The following is a 19,188-nucleotide window of genomic DNA, read 5'->3' as shown; positions in this document are numbered from 1 at the left end:
AAGAATTAAGGACGAGGATGTGCAAGGCACAAAGATCTTGGATCTGCGTGCTTTGCGCTTTTTTTTGAAGATCTTGGAGCTGGGGGGTGTTCTTGGTAGAGGCTTATTGATACTGAGAACTACAAAACTATAACACTACAAGCCATTTTCTCCTATGAAAACCATTGCTCTACTATTCCTTATTCTGAGTCCTATCCCGAATTTCGCCCAAAGAAATAGCTATCCTGCCTACCTGGGAATAAATACCGGGCTCAATATTGCCCGATTATCTCACAAAAAATTCGATTTCCTTTACTTACCCTATGATGATCCGAATATCCACATCAATCAAAGGGAAAGTCCCTTTATCAGTTTTTTTCTAGAAATCCCTGGCTTCAGAAATAGATCAGGATTGATAGAATTAGGCTATTTCTTCAATGGATCTACTACCCTGGATACCTCTTATAGGGTTGGATATATAAATCATAGAACCTATCAGGAAATAAAATTCAACTATATCCATCTTCCGCTTTATACCAAACAATACTTTAGTCGGTACCGATCGGGCTTATTCATAAATTACGGTTTTGGATTTTCATTTTTTCAGTCTGGCAGGATATGGCGAGAAGAATTGCTGGATACAGGGAATCCAGGTGGGATTAGCATCAGAGAACAGCAACTTCCAGCATCACACATAATTCAAAACCGATTTGATATCTATCTGCTATTGGGATTAGGTTGGCAGCAAGATCTTTGGGAAGGTAAATTGCAGGTAGAATTCAGATACATGCTGGGTCTTCTAGATATCTCAAACAGAGCCGAATACGCCATCCTTAACAGAAATAGCCTATTTACTTTAGGATATAAGCTTCCCCTTGAAAATTTGGGGGAGATTTTTCGGAAGGAGGATTAAGAAGTGTTTTCGGCTACTAGTGTTATGGGTTTTAGTTGTTGATTTAACAAAAAACAGCACCATAACACTACAACACCTCCTATTTCGGACTCACCTTCAAGGCCATTTTCCGAAACAAGAAAGGCACATACCTTTTCAAATAGACCAGAAAAACATCCGGCCAAACCAGGTTGATCTCTGGCTTTTCTTTCCGAACTGCTTTCAGAATATGACGAGCACAGACATCTGCAGGCATGCCTTTGGCCTGTCCGGGATCCATTTCGCCATGTTTTGATCCGTCTCCTGTTAGAGAGTTCACAGAAATCTGGGTATGCACGCGTCCGGGATTTACCAAAGTAGTCCGTACTTTTTCCTTATAGTATTCGAGATAAACAGATTCAAAGAAACCATGCAAAGCATGCTTGGAAGCCGCATAGGCTGATCTTAAATGAAAGCCAAATTTCCCACTCACACTGCTCACCGCTACGATATGTCCCCCAGCCTGCCTGATCATGTGAGGTAAAACTGCCTTTGTCAGGGCGATTTGTCCAAAATAGTTTACTTCCATGATCCTGCGATCTACTTCCAGGCTGGTATCTGCAGCTTTCGAACGTTGGCTGATGCCTCCATTATTCACCAGAATATCGATTCGGCCCAATTTTTCCACCCAGAAATCGGCCAATTCCTGGACCTTTTCTGTTTGGCTCAAATCAAGGGTAGATATTTCAATTTTATCTGCATCTTTTCCGCAAGCAGCTTTGACCCGTTCCAGTTCTTTCAACCTTCGGGCAGAAATAATGATCTTTTGAGCGCCTTGCTTAAGTGATTCATAGACCAGCGCTTCCCCTATTCCGGAAGAGGCCCCTGTGATCCACATGACGCTGTTTTTGATTTCCATAGATTCAATTTGACAGTCCGAAGGTACATATTCGTCAGGTAAAAGAAAGGCATACCTGACAACCTGACATTTTGACACCTGATTTCTACGTCAAAAAGGCAAAAAATAGCAATGGCACTTTGATTGTTAACCATTAAATAAAAAATAGCTTATGTCAGAACAACAGAACGACGATACGCTGAAAAACTTCACCGATGGACTCATGGACAACTTAAGTTCATTTGGGAAAAAGGTAGGAGGATTTGTAGAAGATGTATTCAATGGAGAAGGCTTTAGCGAATCCGGAGAATTCACTCCTCGTTCAGATGTGTATTTCACAACTGATCAATATATAGTGGAAGTCGAACTTCCTGGTGTGAAAAAGGAAGAAACCAATCTTCATATTCACGAAGGAGTTCTGACAGTAAAGGGCATCAAACGTATGCACGATGATGCAGAAAACTTTACCTATACAAAAAGAGAAAGAAGATTCGGTTCTTTTCTCATCAATTTCACTTTGCCTCTGGATGTAGAGATGGAAAATATAAAAGCAAAGTATGAAGCCGGGATTTTGACAATCAGACTTCCCTGGGCAGGTGGAAAAAAGAAGAACGAAAAAGATATAGAAATTAACTAAGTCCGCAAGAGATTGTGGCACTCACATAAAACAGATCACTAAGCATAATAAATTTATATGAGCAAAATTATAGGCATAGACTTAGGGACCACCAACTCCTGCGTTGCTGTCATGGAGGGGAACGAGCCCGAAGTAATTACCAATTCCGAAGGAAAGAGAACAACTCCGTCTGTTGTAGCATTTACAAAAGACGGTGAGCGGGTAGTTGGAGAGCAGGCCAAACGTCAGGCCCTGGCTAATCCTATAAAAACCATACGTTCGATCAAGCGTTTTATGGGACGCAAATTCACAGAGTCCAAAAAGGAAATCAGTGAAATGTCCTATAAAGTAGTTAGTGGAAGAAATGATTTGGCTGTAGCTCAGATCGACGATCGCACCTATACTCCTCAGGAGATTTCAGCTATGGTTCTTCAGAAAATGAAGAAAACTGCTGAAGACAAATTGGGATATGAGGTGAAAGAAGCAGTTATCACAGTACCTGCGTATTTCAATGATGCGCAGAGAAATGCCACCAAAGAAGCTGGTGAAATTGCCGGATTGACGGTAAAAAGAATCATCAACGAGCCTACAGCAGCAGCTTTGGCTTATGGTCTTGATAAGCAGGATAAAAACGTAAAAGTAGCAGTATTCGACCTCGGTGGGGGTACTTTCGATATCTCTATTCTCGAATTGGGAGATGGAGTATTTGAAGTTCTTTCAACCAATGGTGATACCCTACTTGGAGGTGATAACTTTGACCAGATTATTATCAACTGGCTGGCAGAAGAATTTGAGAAAGAGCACGGACAGGATTTGAGAAAAGATCCTAAAGCCCTGCAACGTCTGAAAGAAGCTGCTGAAACAGCAAAAATAGAACTTTCTTCTACCAACCAGGCGGAAATCAATCTTCCTTACCTGGCCATGGACGCTGACGGTCCCAAGCACCTTGAGCGAAGCCTCAGTCGTGCTAAATTCGAGCAGCTTGCTGACAAGCTTTTCGATCGCTGTCTGACTCCTTGTAGAGAAGCCCTCAAAGCAGCCAAACTGACTGTGGATGATGTGGATGAGGTAATCCTTGTGGGAGGTTCTACGCGTATTCCTAAAGTTCAGGAAATTGTTAAAGGCTTCTTCAAGCGCGAGCCTAATAAGAGTGTGAACCCTGACGAAGTAGTTGCGATTGGAGCGGCTATCCAGGGAGGTGTATTGAGTGGAGACGTAAAAGGAGTATTGCTCCTCGATGTAACGCCTCTTTCTCTGGGTATCGAAACAATGGGAGGTGTATTCACCAAACTGATCGAAGCCAATACCACCATTCCTACTCAGAAATCAGAAGTATTCTCAACAGCTGCTGATAATCAGACCTCTGTTGAAATTCATATCCTTCAAGGAGAAAGACCTATGGCTGCGGACAACCGTACCCTCGGTAAGTTTCACCTTGACGGCATTCCTCCTGCACCCAGAGGTATTCCTCAGGTAGAAGTATCTTTCGATATTGACGCCAATGGTATCCTCAATGTAAGTGCAAGAGATAAAGCTACAGGCAAAGAGCAGAAGATTCGTATCGAAGCTTCTACCGGTCTGAGCGATGCTGAGATTGATAGAATGAAGAGAGAAGCTGCTGAAAATGAAGAAGCAGATCAGGCAAGAAAAGAAGAAGTGGACAAGCTCAATACAGCAGATGCCCTGATCTTCAGTACAGAAAAGCAGTTGGGAGAGTTGGACGAAAAACTGTCTGACAATCACAAAACTGCTATCGGCGATGCGCTGAAAGAATTGAAAGAAGCGCATGGCGAAAAAGACTTTGGTCGTATCGACGCTGCTACAGCTGCTCTCAATGCAGCATGGCAAGCAGCTTCTACAGAAATGTACCAGGCTGATCAAACAGCAGGTGCTGATCCTTCAACTGCCGAGCAAGCAGCTCCAGAAGGAGAGCCAGAAGTAACAGACGTAGAGTACGAAGAAGTTGACGACGCGAAATAATCAGATAGCGAGCTGAGTCTCGCTTCTGTTTCGACATAATTAATTGCGAAGGGGACGGCGTTTATTCCATAGGGAGTAAACGCCTCTTTCTTTGGGAAAAAGTTGTCTCCTCAGACATATTTTGTAGATTAGAGTTAACAAAAATTCACTTATAAAAACTACTACCTATGAGATCCTTCATCTTGTTCGGTTTCCTCTTTGCCTCCCTCAACATTTCTGCGCAAAATTGGACCAATCTTTTCAATGGAAAAGACTTCAATGGCTGGAAAAAACTCAATGGTACCGCCGAGTATCATATCGAAGGCAATGAAATCGTCGGAGTGACGAAAATGAAAACCCCCAATACCTTCCTCGCTACAGAAAAAATGTATGGCGACTTTATTTTAGAACTGGAATACAAAGTAGACCCGCGCATGAATAGCGGTATCCAGATTCGAAGTAATAGCCTTCCAAACTATAAAGATGGGCGCGTACATGGATATCAAGTAGAGATCGATCCTTCTGAAAGGGCCTGGAGCTGTGGCCTCTATGATGAAGGTCGCAGAGGCTGGTTGTATCCCCTCGACATGAATCCTAAAGCACGCAAAGCCTTTAGACAAAATCAATGGAACCATTACCGCATAGAAGCTATAGGAAATTCTATCCGAACCTGGATAAATGGAGTTCCTGCAACTGATCTCGTAGATGATATGACCGCAGAAGGTTTTATCGCCCTACAAGTCCACAGCATAGGCAAAGAAGAGGAATCCGGAAGAGAAATTCGCTGGAGAAATATTCATATTCAAACGGAAAACCTGGTCCCCAGTCCCTGGACTTCTATCCCTGTAGTCAACCTTATTCCTAATAATCTTTCCCCACAAGAACGGGCACAAGGCTGGGAGCTTTTGTTTGACGGAGAAAGCATCGCCAAATGGAGAGGCGCTCATAAAGAAAGTTTCCCGAGCAAGGGCTGGCATGTGGAAAATGGGGAGCTGGTAGTTGAGTCTCAGGGAGGCGGAGAATCCCAGGGAGCCGGAGATATTGTTACCCGAGAGGAGTATGATATGTTTGAATTCCAGGTAGAATTTATGTTATCTGAAGGAGCAAACAGTGGAATCAAGTATTTCATAACAGAACAATACCTCACAAATCAGACAGGTAAAGCCTCAGCCATCGGACTTGAGTTCCAAATACTGGATGATAAAAAACATCCGGATGCCAAGATGGGAACCGGAGGAAATAGAACGGTTGCCTCTCTCTATGACATGATTCCTGCACACGAAAAAAAGATTGTCAAAAAACCGGGAGAGTGGAACCACGCACGCCTGATTGTTTCAGGTCAAAGAATGGAGGAATGGATCAGCGGAGGAAATCGTTCAGCCAGAGAAATGTTTAAAGGTGCTAATGTGGAACATTGGCTCAACTATAGAAAGGTCCTTGAATATGAGAGAGGTACACAAGCTTTTCAGGCGATTGTGTCAAGAAGTAAGTACAATAAATGGGAAGGATTTGGACGCTGGCAAAGTGGACATATATTACTTCAGGAGCATGGAGATGAAGTTCATTTCCGAAGCATAAAAATCCGTCGCCTGAGCAAATAAATATTTCCCACAAAAGAACCTATAATCCAACAGAACCATTCGCGGGATAAACTCATCCTGCGAATGGTTCTTTTTTTATTTTTAAAGCATTCCGTGTGACAAATTTTATTTACGAAATTATGGAAAAACCAAAATTTCGTAAATCTTTCATCTGTAATATTAAGCCCCGATTTCCATCTCTGATTTAAGCGGGATTCAGCCTTATTGAAAACAACGATTAAGGCGCACATATGAAGATTCCCCATGAAGAGAACCTTAGCCGATCACATGCCAAATCCCCACTGAGGCTTACACATATTTACCTCTTGTGTGGATTGATACTTTTTACTCCAGTACTCACGGGATGGCAGACACTGAGTCTGACTGACACTGATAATGATGGAGTAGCGGACCTAATAGATATCGATGATGACAATGATGGCATCCCCGATGCCGTGGAACAATACTGTTCCAATCCCTCACTTGCCAACTCCATTTCCGGAACGGGAGCTTTCCAGGATAATATATACTGGTTCAACTGGACCGATGCGGATTTTAGTGATGGCCTGGATGATGGTGATAGCCAGACCTTCGTTTTGGGAGACGGCACTACCATTACAGCAACTATCAGCAATGTCGTGAATTTGGGAAATCAAGGGGGAGATCGATATTACGCAGATGATATAAATACCTGGTCAGGAGCCAAGATGCATTACCTCTATAATACCCTGGGAAGTGCAGAAGTCTTTCATTCCGGAGGTTCAACTGGAGATGACGTTTCCTTCGACATAACTTTTTCAGCCACTAAAAATGGAATTACACAGGAACTGGACTATATCGTCGTAGATGGAGAATCCACCAATGGAAAAGGAGAATACATAAACCTCACCACCAATCAGGGAGTTTGGGTAGCCCTGGAAAACTACGGCAGCGGAGCCACTTATACAGGCGATGGCACACAGACCATCAACATCACCAATACCGAAAACAGCGGAGCAGGGAATACTGTTTTTTATTCTGAAAATGCTACTGTATTTAACCTGAGTATCAACAATCACGGAGGACAAGCGGTAGGCTTTGGGATATACCTGGAATGCGATACAGATAATGATGGTTTATTCAATCACCTCGACCTGGATTCTGACAATGATGGAATCCCGGATTTGGTAGAAGCAGGAGGCGCAGATGCAGATGGAGATGGACTACCCGATAGTCAGGCGGATTCAGATGGGGATGGCCTCCTGGATGTTTTTGAGACAGCAAATGGATCGACTTCTATTCTCTTTGATGCAAATGGTGATGGGGTAAATGAAAAAGATTTGGACCTGGATGGGGATGGAGCAGCTAATTGGGCCGACCTTGATAGTGATGGGGATGGGATTGTAGATGTAGTCGAAGCAGGAGGAGCGGATATAGACCAGGATGGATTGATAGATAATCACACGACAGATACAGATAGTGATGGCTATGCGGATGGAGTTGATGGAGATGTAGGAAATGATGGTACTGCGGAAAATTTTGCTAATGCATTGCTTCTCACTTCCGCAGATGCAAATACCGATGGTTTACCTGATTCCGGGTATCCCAATGGAAATACAGATTTGAGTGGAAATCCAGACTTCCTGGATATAGATGCAGATGGCGATGGAATCGTCGACAATACAGAAGGGCAAAGAACTTCCGAACACCTTTCTTCTACAGGGAGTGATGATGATAGGGATGGTTTGGATAATGCCTATGATGATGATAGTTCTTTTGGAGGAAATGGGATACTGGTCGTAGATACCGATGGGGATAATTATGCAGACTACCAGGATACGGATTCAGATGAAGATACCATTCTCGACATCATTGAAGGCCATGATACAGATGGAGATTTTATAGCGGATATCGGTTCTCCCTCAGGATCCGGGGAAAACCTGGGAGTAGATACGGATGAAGATGGACTTGATGATGGTTTTGATAATAATACCTCTTCCTGGAACCCCAGCAATTCAGGTCTTTCCCCCAGCAGCCATCCCAAATACAATGGGGGCCTGGATCAGGACTGGCGGGCTCAACAAACGCTCAGCATGGACTTCCTGTATTTTGAAGTAAAATTAAAAGACAGACATGTTTACCTGAATTGGGAATTGGAAAGAGACCTGGCCGGGAGCACATTCCAAATCTTACGCAAAACAGCCAGACAAACTACTTTCGAATCCATTGGCCACCTAATATCAAACTCCCATCCGATATACGAATTCAAAGATCAAAGACTTCCACCAGAAATAGCTAAGCAAAAGGTCCTGTACCAGTTGAAAAGAATTTATCCCGATGGAAAAGAAGAACGATCCCCAATCGTCGAACTCCTTATTCCCCGACATGAGATCAAGCTCAAAATTTATCCCAATCCCGGCAGAACACATATAACAATTGCTTCGCGTGGGGCAAACCTCAGTCATCACATTTTCACCCTCTTTGATACCAAAGGGAATGTGGTTTTTGAAAAAGCTTTTAAAAAAATCAGGCAGAAGAGCTTCAAGCTAAATACAAGCGAACTCCGACCCGGAATTTATTTACTACAAACCCGATTTAACCGACAAAAGGAAAACAGAAAAATTGTCATTCAATAATTTGTTATTCATTCCCCAAAGCTCATTCAACCCCTGTTAATTGCGAATTTTAGAAATTTATAACACATGTATAAAATCGAACCCTTTCATCATTAAGATATAAACCAGCAGGCATTACTTCGTACAAAGCAAACGATCGACATGCCTGAACAGCAACCAAGCAAACAGAAAACAGGAACCGGGCTCACCTTAAATACCAGATTTTCTTTTGGGATCTCTCTCCTGCTTACTCTTGCGGGCATCGTAGGGATTTATCAGATCAATAGCCTTGGTTCAGTAGATGCAGGTCTTAGTTTCACGAATGTTGCCAGCAGTGGTAGCGGAAACGCAGGAACTGCCATCGCTATAAGCAGCAGCAAGGATGGAGGATTTGCCTGGGGAGATATCAACCAGGATGGCTACCTGGATTTAGCAGTAAACACCAATAGCAATAGTTCAAACTTCCGGACTCGAATATTCATTAGCGATCCTACGGATCCGGAAAATCCTACTTTCACCGATGAAACAGAGAACCTATGTAAAGGATGTAGGGATAATAGAGCAGAGAGAAGTCTTATGCTGGCTGACATCAATCACGATGGAGCCCTGGACCTCGTTAGGAATACAGCAAAAAGACTGGAAGTATACCTGAATCAGGGAGCAGCCAATAGTTATGCATTTGGTCTTGGGACAAACCAAAGCCCCAATTTTGAGCTCACCACTCCAAGTACAGGCAATATCGTAGATGCAGATATCCCGGGTGGAATGAATACGGAAGGGGTCTTTCTGGCAGATTATGACAATGATGGCTGGCTGGATATTATTATAGAAAATCACAATTATGGAATTGACATTTATCAAAACCCGGCAGATGGAACTGCAGGATTTGCCCATGTTGATCCAGCATCCATTGGCCTTCCGGTCTCAGCAACTGATGGAGACTATGGAACCTGTGTGGATTTTGATGATGATGGAGACATCGACATCATTGCTCGCAAGCGGGATGAAAATGACTTCTTTGTCAATGATGGAGGAAGTTTTACTATGGGACAGGATATAGGAGATGCTTTCAACAGTAATAAAGGAGGAGTTGTATTTGCAGACTTTGACAATGATGGAGATTTTGATCTGTACTGGACCGATAATGATGCCAATCAGATTTGGCTAAATGATGGAACGGGTACTTTGGCAGCTAGCAATGGAGGAAGCGGAGATGGTGAACCCTGGGCATCTGCCTTGATCACTGCCCCAGCTTCCGGTATAGATGGAGCAGCAGTCGGTGATGTGAATAATGATGGAAAAGTGGACCTTTTCCTTTCTGATGATAGTGGTGATGGCTATCTCTTCCTCAATTACACCCCTGATGGAGGCAGTCTTTCATTTAGCCGGGAGAACAGTGGAATTGACTTAAATGGAAATGGAGAGGGCGTTGGTTTTGCTGACTATGATAATGATGGAGACCTCGACCTCTATGTAAATATGAAAGGGAAATCCAATCAGCTTTGGAGAAATGCCCTTGGTGATGATAACTACCTCAAAGTGGATGCGAGGATCAGTCTTAGCGGTGGGCTTTACAGATCCGCTATTGGTGCCAATGTAATCCTAAAGGATTGTCAGGGAACTGTAATTAGTGGTATCAGAGAAGTCCCCACAACTTCCGGACACGGAACGGATGCCCCGGACCTTGTACACTTTGGGCTCCCTTTTGGGCCGGACACTACCTACAATATTGAAGTCCATTTCGTAAGTGTAAATGGTACCAGAAAGATCATAGAAAGAAGTATGGTCCCATCGGATTTCAGTAATCAAACCGTAGTAATTTATGATACGGATGCTTCTCTATCCTCAGCTTGTCAGGACGCAGATAAAGATGGGATACTGGACAATGATGACATCGATGATGATGACGATGGAGTTCCGGATGCCATAGAACAATATTGTACAAATCCGGCAGTAGCAAATTCTAGCAGTGGAAGCGGTACTTATCAGGACAATATCTACTGGTTCAATTGGACAGGATCTGATTTCACGGATGGCCTGGATGATGGAGATAGTCAAAGTTTCAGCCTTGGGGATGGCACACAAATTACTGCAACGATTAGCAATGTCGTAAACCTCGGAAATCAGGGGGGTGAACGCTATTTACCAGACGATATGAACACCTGGAGTGGAGCGCGCATATATAATCTGTATAATACAGATGGCACTGCTGAAGTATTTCATTCCGGAGGCTCTAATTCTGATGATGTTTCCTTTGCCATCACTTTCCAGGCTACAAAGAATGGAAAGACGGTTTATCCGGATTATGTTTTGGTGGATGGAGAATCTACAGATGGTGTAGGAGAATACATAAAAGCGGTAACAAATCAGGGAAGCTGGAAAGTCCTGGAACACTATGGAGCAGGAGCAACTTTCACCGGAACAGGAACCCAAAGCCTCAATATCACGGATACAGAAACCAGCAGTACAGGCAATAGTGTATTCTATGTAGAAAATGCTACCGTTTTTTCTATTGAAATCAATAGTAATGGAGGTCAGGCCGTGGGTTTTGGAATTTATCTCGAATGTGATTCTGACGAAGACGGTATATACAATCACCTGGATTTAGACGCTGACAATGACGGTATACCAGATATCGTAGAAGCAGGAGGAGCTGATGTAAATGGGGATGGACTGGCTGATAATCGAACGGAAACAGATGGAGACGGCCTGGTGGATATCTTTGAAACGGCAGCGGGAAATACTTCGAGTATGTTTGACAAAGATGGAAATGGGGCGAATGAAAATAATGGAGATCTGGATGGAGACGGATTCCCTAATTGGGCGGATCTGGATGCCGATGGAGATGGGATCGTAGACGTCATAGAAGCAGGAGGTTCAGATAGCAATAATGATGGATTGATTGATGGATATGCCACAGATAATGATGATGATGGCTATGGAGATGCAGTGGATGGAGATGTAGGGAATGATGGTGCTGCCGAAAATTCTTCCCAGGCCATTTTACTCACCTCTGCTGACACCAATTCAGATGGTCTTCCTGATGCTGGATACCCCAATGATGATTCAGATAGTGATGGAAATCCTAATCATCTGGACATCGATGCCGATGGAGATGGAATCGTGGATAATTCTGAAGCACAGGAAACAGATGCTTATGAATCTCCCAGCGGTTCTGACGACGACAGAGATGGAATTGATAATGTCTATGATGACAATGATGCAAGTTTTGGAGGAAGTGGAGTAGATCCTGAAGACACAGATACAGATTCGACTCCTGACTATCTGGATGATGATTCTGATGGAGACCTCAGACCTGATAATATAGAAGGTCACGACTCAGACCTCAATAATACAGCTGATTCTGGTAGCCCGGCCAATACAGGTGTCCCGACGGGAAATGATATAGATGGAGATGGCCTCGATGATGGGTATGATAATAATACTGTATCCCGGGACCCAACCAATACCAGTCTTGAACCCATGAGCCACCCAGCCAATGACGGAGGCTCTGACAGAGATTGGCGAGTACAGGTATTCTTCCCGGTCGAATGGCTTTCCTTCGATGCAAAATGGATGGAATCTTACAGCTTACTCAACTGGTCTACCGCACAGGAAATCAATAGTAGCTATTTCCAGATTCAAAGAAGTAGAAATGGACAACAAGTCTTCGAAACCATAGGTTCAGTAGAGGCCGCAGGAACTTCCCAGGAGATCATGCAATACGAATTCAGGGATATGATGTTGAATAAGAAGCCTACTGACACAAGATATTTTTATCGGATCAAACAAATAGATATGGATGGGGCCTTTGAATACTCCAAGCTTGTAGAATTAAGCCTAGAAGCGAGCCCTTTGAAATTGAAAGTTTATCCAAATCCAGCTAAAGATTTCGTCAATGTAGAAGTGAGGGGAGGAACTGAAAGTGCTTATGTACTCCGAATCCTAAATACAGGAGGGACCGAAGTGTACAAAGAAAGAATTGAAAAGCCGGGAGTCATTGACAAACGAATCGGTATTCAAAATTTCCCGGCAGGCAGCTATGTACTTTCAATTGAAACAGAAACAGCTTCGCAAAGCATTAGCCTGATAAAAACAGATTAGAAATTCAGTATTTAAACAACTTCAGCCTCCATTCTTTTCCGGGAAATGAGGCTGAAGTTGTTTCAGGATTAGCCCTGAAATTATGATGTAAGACAAGTATTAAAATGACCAGGAAATTAAACGGACAATCAAATATTTTTACAATTAGATTTTATACCTAAATAAACACTTTGATTTCTTTTCTTGACTTGCTTGGCACGAATTAATCCGAACTGTTAAAATCATTGTAGAAAAGTGTTTGCGCAGGGTATAAAATGTTTAGTCAGGGCTGAATCATTCGGCCTGGTGAACGAGCAATAGAAAAATGGAAAGCAAGCAAGGTTCTTTAAGACAATTCCCTTCTCTCAAAAACAAACAAAAGCTGCTTCTTCGGATCATTGTCTCTGCAATAATCGCAGCAGGGATCGCCGGGATCGTAAAAGTATATAAAATAAATGCCAGTCTGGATATTCACAATAGCCCCGTCTGTGCAGGAGGAACAGCGCCCTATACCCTCGATTGGAGTACCCTTTCATGGACGAATGGAAATCTTAGTAACTCATTTAGCAATGTCGATGGTTCAGGCGTCAGCTTTGATTTTACCTATACGGGCAATACCAGTAAATTCAGCTCCATCGGCACAGGGACAACCCCTAATATTCAGGATTATTTCCCCAGTGAAACGATAGATGCGCTGAGTATGTATGTGAGCTCTGGCTTTAGCGGGAGTGAAAAAATCGTTTTAACGATCGATATAAGTCCGGCAATCCCGGCCAATGTTGCTTTTGACCTCTACCATGTTAACGGTTCTTCCTATAGTGGAGATAAACTCAGCATCTATGCAGTCCCTTCTGCTGGAGGGGCAAACATAATCCCCTATTTCACAAATAATGATTCTCCAAGCTGGGAAGATGAAGGTAATGGAGTTGTGGACGCAACGGGAGGAAGTACAAGTAGCAATAATGCTTATGTAGGTGTTCATTTTGCAAATGCGACCTATATAGATCAAATCGTAATTAAGTGGACAGAATGCGATATATGCGGAGGAGGTGTTCATGGAATCGGGATGGGCAATATTGATTTTTGTATGAGTGTAGTGGATACTGATGATGATGGTATTCTGGATGTAATTGATATAGATGATGACAATGATGGCATCCCCGATATAGAAGAGCTTTGTGAGATTCAAACAATTGCTGCCACTGGTAAAATTGAGGTCGAAGTTCAATTGGATGGCTATGCAAGCGAAACATCCTGGACGCTGAAGAATAGCGCAGGAAGCACGGTATTGAGTAGTGGGGTTTACGGAAGTTCAGATAACAATACACTAGCAACTGCTACCTATGATCCGGCTCCGGAAGACACCTATACCTTTAATATTCTTGATTCTTATGGAGATGGGGTTTGTTGTTCAAACGCAGGATATTATCAGGTAAAACTGGATGGAAATATCCTTATCGGTCCTGTGAATGGAAACTTTGGTAGCAGTGCTACACATAACCTTAGCATAATCGGAAGAAGTATGGATTGCCTGAGCGCAGATCCTGCTCTTGATAGTGATGGAGATGGTACTGTTAATTATGCCGATTCAGATTATTGTAGCTTGAATGCGCAAGGGGTTTGTTCTTCTCTGGATAAAGACAGTGATGGGGTACCTGATTTCCTCGATCTGGATTCAGACAATGACGGCATACCAGACCTCGTTGAAGCGGGGGGAGCAGATGATGACGGAGATGGAAGAGGAGACTATAGTACGGATACAGATAATGATGGCTTGCTCGATGGTTTTGAAACCACAAACGGAAGTACTACGAGTCTCCTGGATACGGATGGAGATGGTATCAATAATACGGATGGGGATTTTGATCAGGATAATCTCCCGAATTGGTTGGATCTGGATGCCGATGGCGATGGGATTACAGATGTGATAGAAGCTGGAGGAAGCGACAGCGATGCCAATGGGATCATAGATAACTACAGTACAGATATTGATACAGATGGGTATGCGGATGGTGTAGATGGAGATGTAGGAAATGATGGGACTGCAGAAAATACTGCCAATTCTTTGATATCCACTTCTTCTGATACTGATAATAATGGTACACCCGATAGCGGATATCCTAATGGAGACACAGATTTAGACGGCAAGCCAGACTTCCTTGATATTGATGCAGACAATGATGGCATCGTAGACAATACAGAAGCTCAGGCTACCTCAAGCTATCAGGCCCCTGCAAATTCAGATACAGATTCTGATGGGATAGATAATACCTATGACAATAGTTCTTCTTTCGGAGGAAATGGAATAGATCCGGTCAATACTGATACAGAAGGAGGGGCTGATTACCTGGATACGGATGCAGATGGAGACAAGCAACTTGATGCAATAGAAGGCCATGATACCAATGGAGATAATGTGGCTGATATATCCTCTCTATCCAATACGGGTTTACCTACAGGCATTGACTCTGATAATGACGGCCTTGACGATGGCTATGATAATAATACTGCCTCTACAGATGCTACAAATGGAGGACTTTCCCCAGCCAGCCACCCTATCTATGATGGGGGTGCAGACAGAGACTGGAGAGCACAGGTTTTCCTTCCGGTAGAATGGGTAGCTTTCGATGCGGTATGGCAGGGAAATGAAGGCTTATTGAGCTGGGAAACGGCGCTTGAAATCAATGCCAGTCATTTCCAGGTCCAACGAATGATCGAGAATACAGGAACCTTTGAAGCACTGGGTAAAGTCGATGCTAAAGGAAACTCAAGCATTATTCAAAGCTATGAATTCCGGGATACGGAGCTACAAGGCCTGAAAAACGGCACGAAAATATTCTATCGACTTAAACAGATAGATATCGATGGTAAATTTGAGTTCTCCAAAGTAGTCGAGCTCTTGAGCCAAACCCAAAGCCTGGGTTTGAGCATCTACCCCAATCCAGGGAAGGACAATATAAATCTCTCCGTTCAATATGGAGACGGAAATAAATTTGTCAAAATCCTTTCTATGGATGGTAGATTGATGTTCCAAAAGGAATTGGGAGCTTCAGAAAAAAGCCTCAACCTCAATACCAGTGATTGGGCACCTGCTATCTACACCATACAAGTAGAGGCTGAAGATCAGATCATAAGTAAGAGATTGGTGATTAAATAAGCATAGTATTTCATTGCGAAAGCCCAATCAGCAGAGCTGTCATTGCGAGCTCTTGTAAAGAGCGAAGCAATCTCCTTGACTCAAATGGCAATAAGGAAAGAAGGGGATTGCTTCGCCTGTATTACAGGCTCGCAAAGACATGCATTATGTTTGCTCAATTACAGCCCTTCGTCGAAAGAAACAAACTATACCAATAGCCGCCTGCCTGTAAAGTCGACTTCATTTGACTCGCCTGTTCCTGGGTAAAGAAAGTATTACAAGCATCAGCAGAGGCATTCATAAAATTTTGAAGCATATCTCGCTGGCCATCACAGGTCGTGGTCCAGGGAGGGGCGAGGCCACCGCTCGGTGTTACGGTCATATCACAGCTGAAATTTGGAGAAGCCTGCTCGGACGTATCATCAATCAAATCATCATACATGCAGTCATTTTCGTACATGCCCCAGGTATGCATGAGTCCTAAATAATGGCCTGCTTCATGAATCAGAGTTCTTCCTAATTCAAAAGGAGGTGCAGCCGTTCCCCCCGGTCCGAAATTTCGGTAGCCCACAACGATTCCATATTCATCTTCATCATAGCCATCTATTGGATAAGTTGCCCATCCGAGTGCCTCGGAATTATTCGCCAAAACTACCACCCAAACATTGAGATAATCCTCTTTGGGCCAGGCATCCTGTCCGCGCTGATTGCTGTATTTCATGGCATCATCCGCTACCCCATTTTGATAGGTATAGGATGGAACCTCATTAAAGCGTCTCGTAATACCTTTGGTGGGATTTCCTTTCGGGTCTCGATTTGCTAAACAAAATCGAATACCCGTGTTTCGGGCATATCGATCATACCAAAGCGATGGAAACAAAGATGTATTGGAATAATCTTCCTGAGCAAAGGCCCGGTTCAACTCATCCAATTGATCCAGAATCTGCTCATCGCTAATATTGGCAGGATGATCTTCGGTTGGAGCAATAATGTGAAAGACAATGGGCACAGAAATCTTTTCTGGCACCAGGCTGTCATAAGGGGTAGGATTAGGTACCATGCCGGCGATCCTTCCTTGTTGATCCTGATCTACACTTTCCCCCACAGACAATTTTTTATAGCTTTCCTCCCATTCACTCTTTATCTGAGGATTGGTATTTAGCATATTCAGGAAATGGGCATCACTTCCACATTTTCCCTTGCCGGATTGCGCCTGTATTCCAGCTAGCATAGCGAAAAGCAGCACGAGGCTTACTGAGGTTTTCATTGAAGTAAAATAAAAAGAAAAGAAGTATTTGAGTGTTATAGTGTTATAGTGTTGTAGTGTTGTAGTTGTGCCGTGCCATACAGGAAAATACTCAGGAGCGCTGGCCCTGCAGAGCCCATCGGGAGACGGGACGGCATGCGCGGCTGGCTTTGGGCTCTGCGATTTTTGACTCCATCTTTTTCTAAAAAAGATGGAAACACCCCAATAAATGACAAAACAAAAAAAAGGGAGAAAGGCATATCCAAAGCCCCTCTCCCACACCTTATCACAATTCGTTATTTCAATTTCAAAGTCAATCCCAGATTAAGAGAACCATACAGGATACGTCCAACTTCTGCATATACTGCCAGCTTTTCACTAAAGTAAAAACGCCCTCCAACTGCTAATCCTGAATTCCCGCGATTATTAAATGCGCCTCTAAATACACTCCCGTCAGGACCCGAATAACTGGCCGTCTGATATCCCAATAAAAGGGCAACATATAGGTCCAGCTTATCAGAGTTCAGGTTTGACTCCAACAACTCCTCAAGCAATTTGCTGTAATGGAAGTCTCCTCTTACGCCAACTGTGATGAAACGATAGCTGTACTTACTGGCTCCGCTTCCAAAATTATAGTTTACAAAGCCGACATAAGGACCCGCTCCTAAAACATCGAGAATGCCGTATTCTCCTGATGCAACGATAGGTAATCCCGTTCCACTTCCATAGAAACCTAACCCGCCTATATTGACTCCGGGACTTACGCTTAGACTTCCTTGCTCAAATCCCTGAGCCTGAAGATTACTCATGGATAGAAATCCTGTAATAGAAAGAATGAGTAAACTGATTTTGATGATATTTTTCATGACTAAATAGATTATGTGTGATTGAAATGAGGGTGATTGATTAATAGTTGCCGAAAGAAAAACTGCGATATTTTACCTTGGGATTGGGGCGAAAAACCCTTGAATTGACGGAGATATCAGCCTGAATCTCTGTGATCTCTTGTTGAATCTCAGTTCCCATTCCTCGGGAATGCGTTTTCATCAACATCCCTCTCCACCACCACAGACGGGTGATCATCATGAGCTTCCCATCTTCGGTATAAGTGGTAAATTCAAGTACCTCGCATAGTTTCCCGGCAACACGATCCGTCCCCAGACGTTCGCGCTTAGTATTCATATCGGCTTGAATATCTTCTGCGAAGTCCTGCATCTGTGCTTCGGACATTCCCTGGTAAATTTGTTTGGAAGGGTTTTTCATGACATGCCCCTTGCCTTTCAGGCGATCGAGGGAATAAATAGAATCATTGAGATGAATGATATGCAGACTGCCCTCTTCATTTCGCTTGATGCCCATCATATCGATCTTGCGGCGAGAGGAGTTACGACGTTCCTGTAGGTTTCCGTGTTGGGCGAAAGTAACGGTATCTCGTTCTACCGATTCCATCATATTTGCTTGAGTACGGCTAATCTGGATATATCGACCAGAAGCTATCCCAAAGGGGCCTTTGCCGATGCTTCCTTCCTCGCGGATGGCTTCATTTCCAAAGTTGTTTTCAGTAAAGGGTTTAGGTTCTTCTCCCCCTCCAAACATGGGAGTTCTACTTTCTTTGGAAGAAACTTCTTCCTTTGTCAGAGGTGCAGGTTTCGATTCCTTAGCTTCGGGAGCGTTTTGGGCGGATCCCTCCATAGTAGCAGAGGCAGATTCCGAGGCTGTTGCCGTACTTTCTTTTTTCTTGTCTTTATTTTTCTTCACGGACTTATCCAGGCCATCTTCTACTTTGTCCAGGCCTTTGTCCATGGCTTTGTCAGCCTTTCTTTCGGCTCTTTGTTCGAGTTTGCGTTTTGCTTTGCGTTCCAGCTTTTTGAGAAAAGGATTTTTTTGTGCGATAGCCATATCAGTTAGCAGGAAACTGAGGCACAAGGCTACCAGCATGAATTTAATCTTCATGATCTTAGGGTCTTGTAATAAGGGTTAAAAAATTCTGTGATGTTTGTATGTCATCACAAAGGTGGGAGAGACTGCGGGGAAAAGCTATCGCCCATATGGGGGATTTTGAAAAGTGTTAGTGTGCGAGTGTGTTTGGGTGTTTGGGTGTTTGGGTGCCGGGGAATAGGTGCTCCTTTGTTCTCGTGTTCTGGTACTCTGGTTGGAGATGGGAATTGGGAGGAACGTATTGGAGTGTTGGGGTCTAGGAGTCGAGCTAACAGTTTAGCTACATCC

11 protein-coding genes are annotated in these 19,188 nt (G+C 43.5%); 7 read left to right on the top strand and 4 right to left on the bottom strand.

Annotation, left to right across the window (positions count from 1 at the left end; genetic code table 11):
* Positions 1 to 154: 154 nt before the first annotated feature.
* Positions 155 to 892, top strand: a complete 738-nt coding sequence (locus tag R8P61_01115) for an outer membrane beta-barrel protein (GenBank protein MDW3645645.1) — start codon at positions 155 to 157, stop codon at positions 890 to 892.
* A 79-nt stretch (positions 893 to 971) separates the two neighbouring features.
* On the opposite strand, the gene R8P61_01110 is transcribed toward R8P61_01115, so the two are convergent.
* On the bottom strand, positions 972 to 1,769 hold the full coding sequence (locus tag R8P61_01110) for an SDR family oxidoreductase (GenBank protein MDW3645644.1): 798 nt from the start codon (positions 1,767 to 1,769) through the stop codon (positions 972 to 974).
* A 151-nt stretch (positions 1,770 to 1,920) separates the two neighbouring features.
* On the opposite strand from R8P61_01110, the gene R8P61_01105 reads away from it, so the two are divergent.
* The 6 genes from R8P61_01105 (at position 1,921) to R8P61_01080 (ending at position 15,737) form a co-directional block, all read left to right on the top strand.
* Entirely contained in the window at positions 1,921 to 2,385 is a 465-nt protein-coding gene (locus R8P61_01105) for an Hsp20/alpha crystallin family protein (GenBank protein MDW3645643.1), read from the top strand.
* 57 nt (positions 2,386 to 2,442) lie between these two features.
* Positions 2,443 to 4,344, top strand: a complete 1,902-nt coding sequence (gene dnaK, locus R8P61_01100; GenBank protein MDW3645642.1) for a molecular chaperone DnaK — start codon at positions 2,443 to 2,445, stop codon at positions 4,342 to 4,344.
* 167 nt (positions 4,345 to 4,511) lie between these two features.
* Positions 4,512 to 5,924, top strand: a complete 1,413-nt coding sequence (locus R8P61_01095; GenBank protein ID MDW3645641.1) for a DUF1080 domain-containing protein — start codon at positions 4,512 to 4,514, stop codon at positions 5,922 to 5,924.
* A gap of 230 nt (positions 5,925 to 6,154) precedes the next feature.
* Entirely contained in the window at positions 6,155 to 8,518 is a 2,364-nt protein-coding gene (locus R8P61_01090; protein ID MDW3645640.1) for a CshA/CshB family fibrillar adhesin-related protein, read from the top strand.
* A 141-nt stretch (positions 8,519 to 8,659) separates the two neighbouring features.
* Positions 8,660 to 12,601, top strand: a complete 3,942-nt coding sequence (locus R8P61_01085; protein MDW3645639.1) for a CshA/CshB family fibrillar adhesin-related protein — start codon at positions 8,660 to 8,662, stop codon at positions 12,599 to 12,601.
* A 304-nt stretch (positions 12,602 to 12,905) separates the two neighbouring features.
* Positions 12,906 to 15,737 (top strand): T9SS type A sorting domain-containing protein, encoded by a 2,832-nt coding sequence (locus tag R8P61_01080; GenBank protein MDW3645638.1) that lies wholly within the window; start codon positions 12,906 to 12,908, stop codon positions 15,735 to 15,737.
* Positions 15,738 to 15,891: 154 nt separating this feature from the next.
* Here the strand turns inward: R8P61_01080 and R8P61_01075 are convergent, their stop codons facing one another.
* The 3 genes from R8P61_01075 to R8P61_01065 form a co-directional block, all read right to left on the bottom strand.
* Entirely contained in the window at positions 15,892 to 16,983 is a 1,092-nt protein-coding gene (locus tag R8P61_01075) for a M43 family zinc metalloprotease (GenBank protein MDW3645637.1), read from the bottom strand.
* Positions 16,984 to 17,258: 275 nt separating this feature from the next.
* Positions 17,259 to 17,828, bottom strand: coding sequence for a hypothetical protein (locus tag R8P61_01070; protein MDW3645636.1), 570 nt, complete (start codon positions 17,826 to 17,828; stop codon positions 17,259 to 17,261).
* Positions 17,829 to 17,868: 40 nt separating this feature from the next.
* Entirely contained in the window at positions 17,869 to 18,915 is a 1,047-nt protein-coding gene (locus R8P61_01065) for a hypothetical protein (GenBank protein ID MDW3645635.1), read from the bottom strand.
* Between the last annotated feature and the right edge of the window lie 273 nt (positions 18,916 to 19,188).

It is taken from the genome of Bacteroidia bacterium (assembly GCA_033391075.1).
Taxonomy (GTDB): Bacteria; Bacteroidota; Bacteroidia; order J057; family J057; genus JAWPMV01.
The sequence above is the reverse complement of the archived record's forward strand: the minus strand, read 5'-3'. Positions and strand labels throughout refer to the sequence as shown.

Coding starts and splice junctions, on each gene's coding strand:
- R8P61_01070 (MDW3645636.1), bottom strand. CDS start 17,828: ATGAAAAATATCATCAAAATCAGTTTACTCATTCTTTCTATTACAGGA.
- R8P61_01095 (MDW3645641.1), top strand. CDS start 4,512: ATGAGATCCTTCATCTTGTTCGGTTTCCTCTTTGCCTCCCTCAACATT.
- R8P61_01075 (MDW3645637.1), bottom strand. CDS start 16,983: ATGAAAACCTCAGTAAGCCTCGTGCTGCTTTTCGCTATGCTAGCTGGA.
- dnaK (MDW3645642.1), top strand. CDS start 2,443: ATGAGCAAAATTATAGGCATAGACTTAGGGACCACCAACTCCTGCGTT.
- R8P61_01115 (MDW3645645.1), top strand. CDS start 155: ATGAAAACCATTGCTCTACTATTCCTTATTCTGAGTCCTATCCCGAAT.
- R8P61_01105 (MDW3645643.1), top strand. CDS start 1,921: ATGTCAGAACAACAGAACGACGATACGCTGAAAAACTTCACCGATGGA.
- R8P61_01085 (MDW3645639.1), top strand. CDS start 8,660: ATGCCTGAACAGCAACCAAGCAAACAGAAAACAGGAACCGGGCTCACC.
- R8P61_01090 (MDW3645640.1), top strand. CDS start 6,155: ATGAAGATTCCCCATGAAGAGAACCTTAGCCGATCACATGCCAAATCC.
- R8P61_01110 (MDW3645644.1), bottom strand. CDS start 1,769: ATGGAAATCAAAAACAGCGTCATGTGGATCACAGGGGCCTCTTCCGGA.
- R8P61_01080 (MDW3645638.1), top strand. CDS start 12,906: ATGGAAAGCAAGCAAGGTTCTTTAAGACAATTCCCTTCTCTCAAAAAC.
- R8P61_01065 (MDW3645635.1), bottom strand. CDS start 18,915: ATGAAGATTAAATTCATGCTGGTAGCCTTGTGCCTCAGTTTCCTGCTA.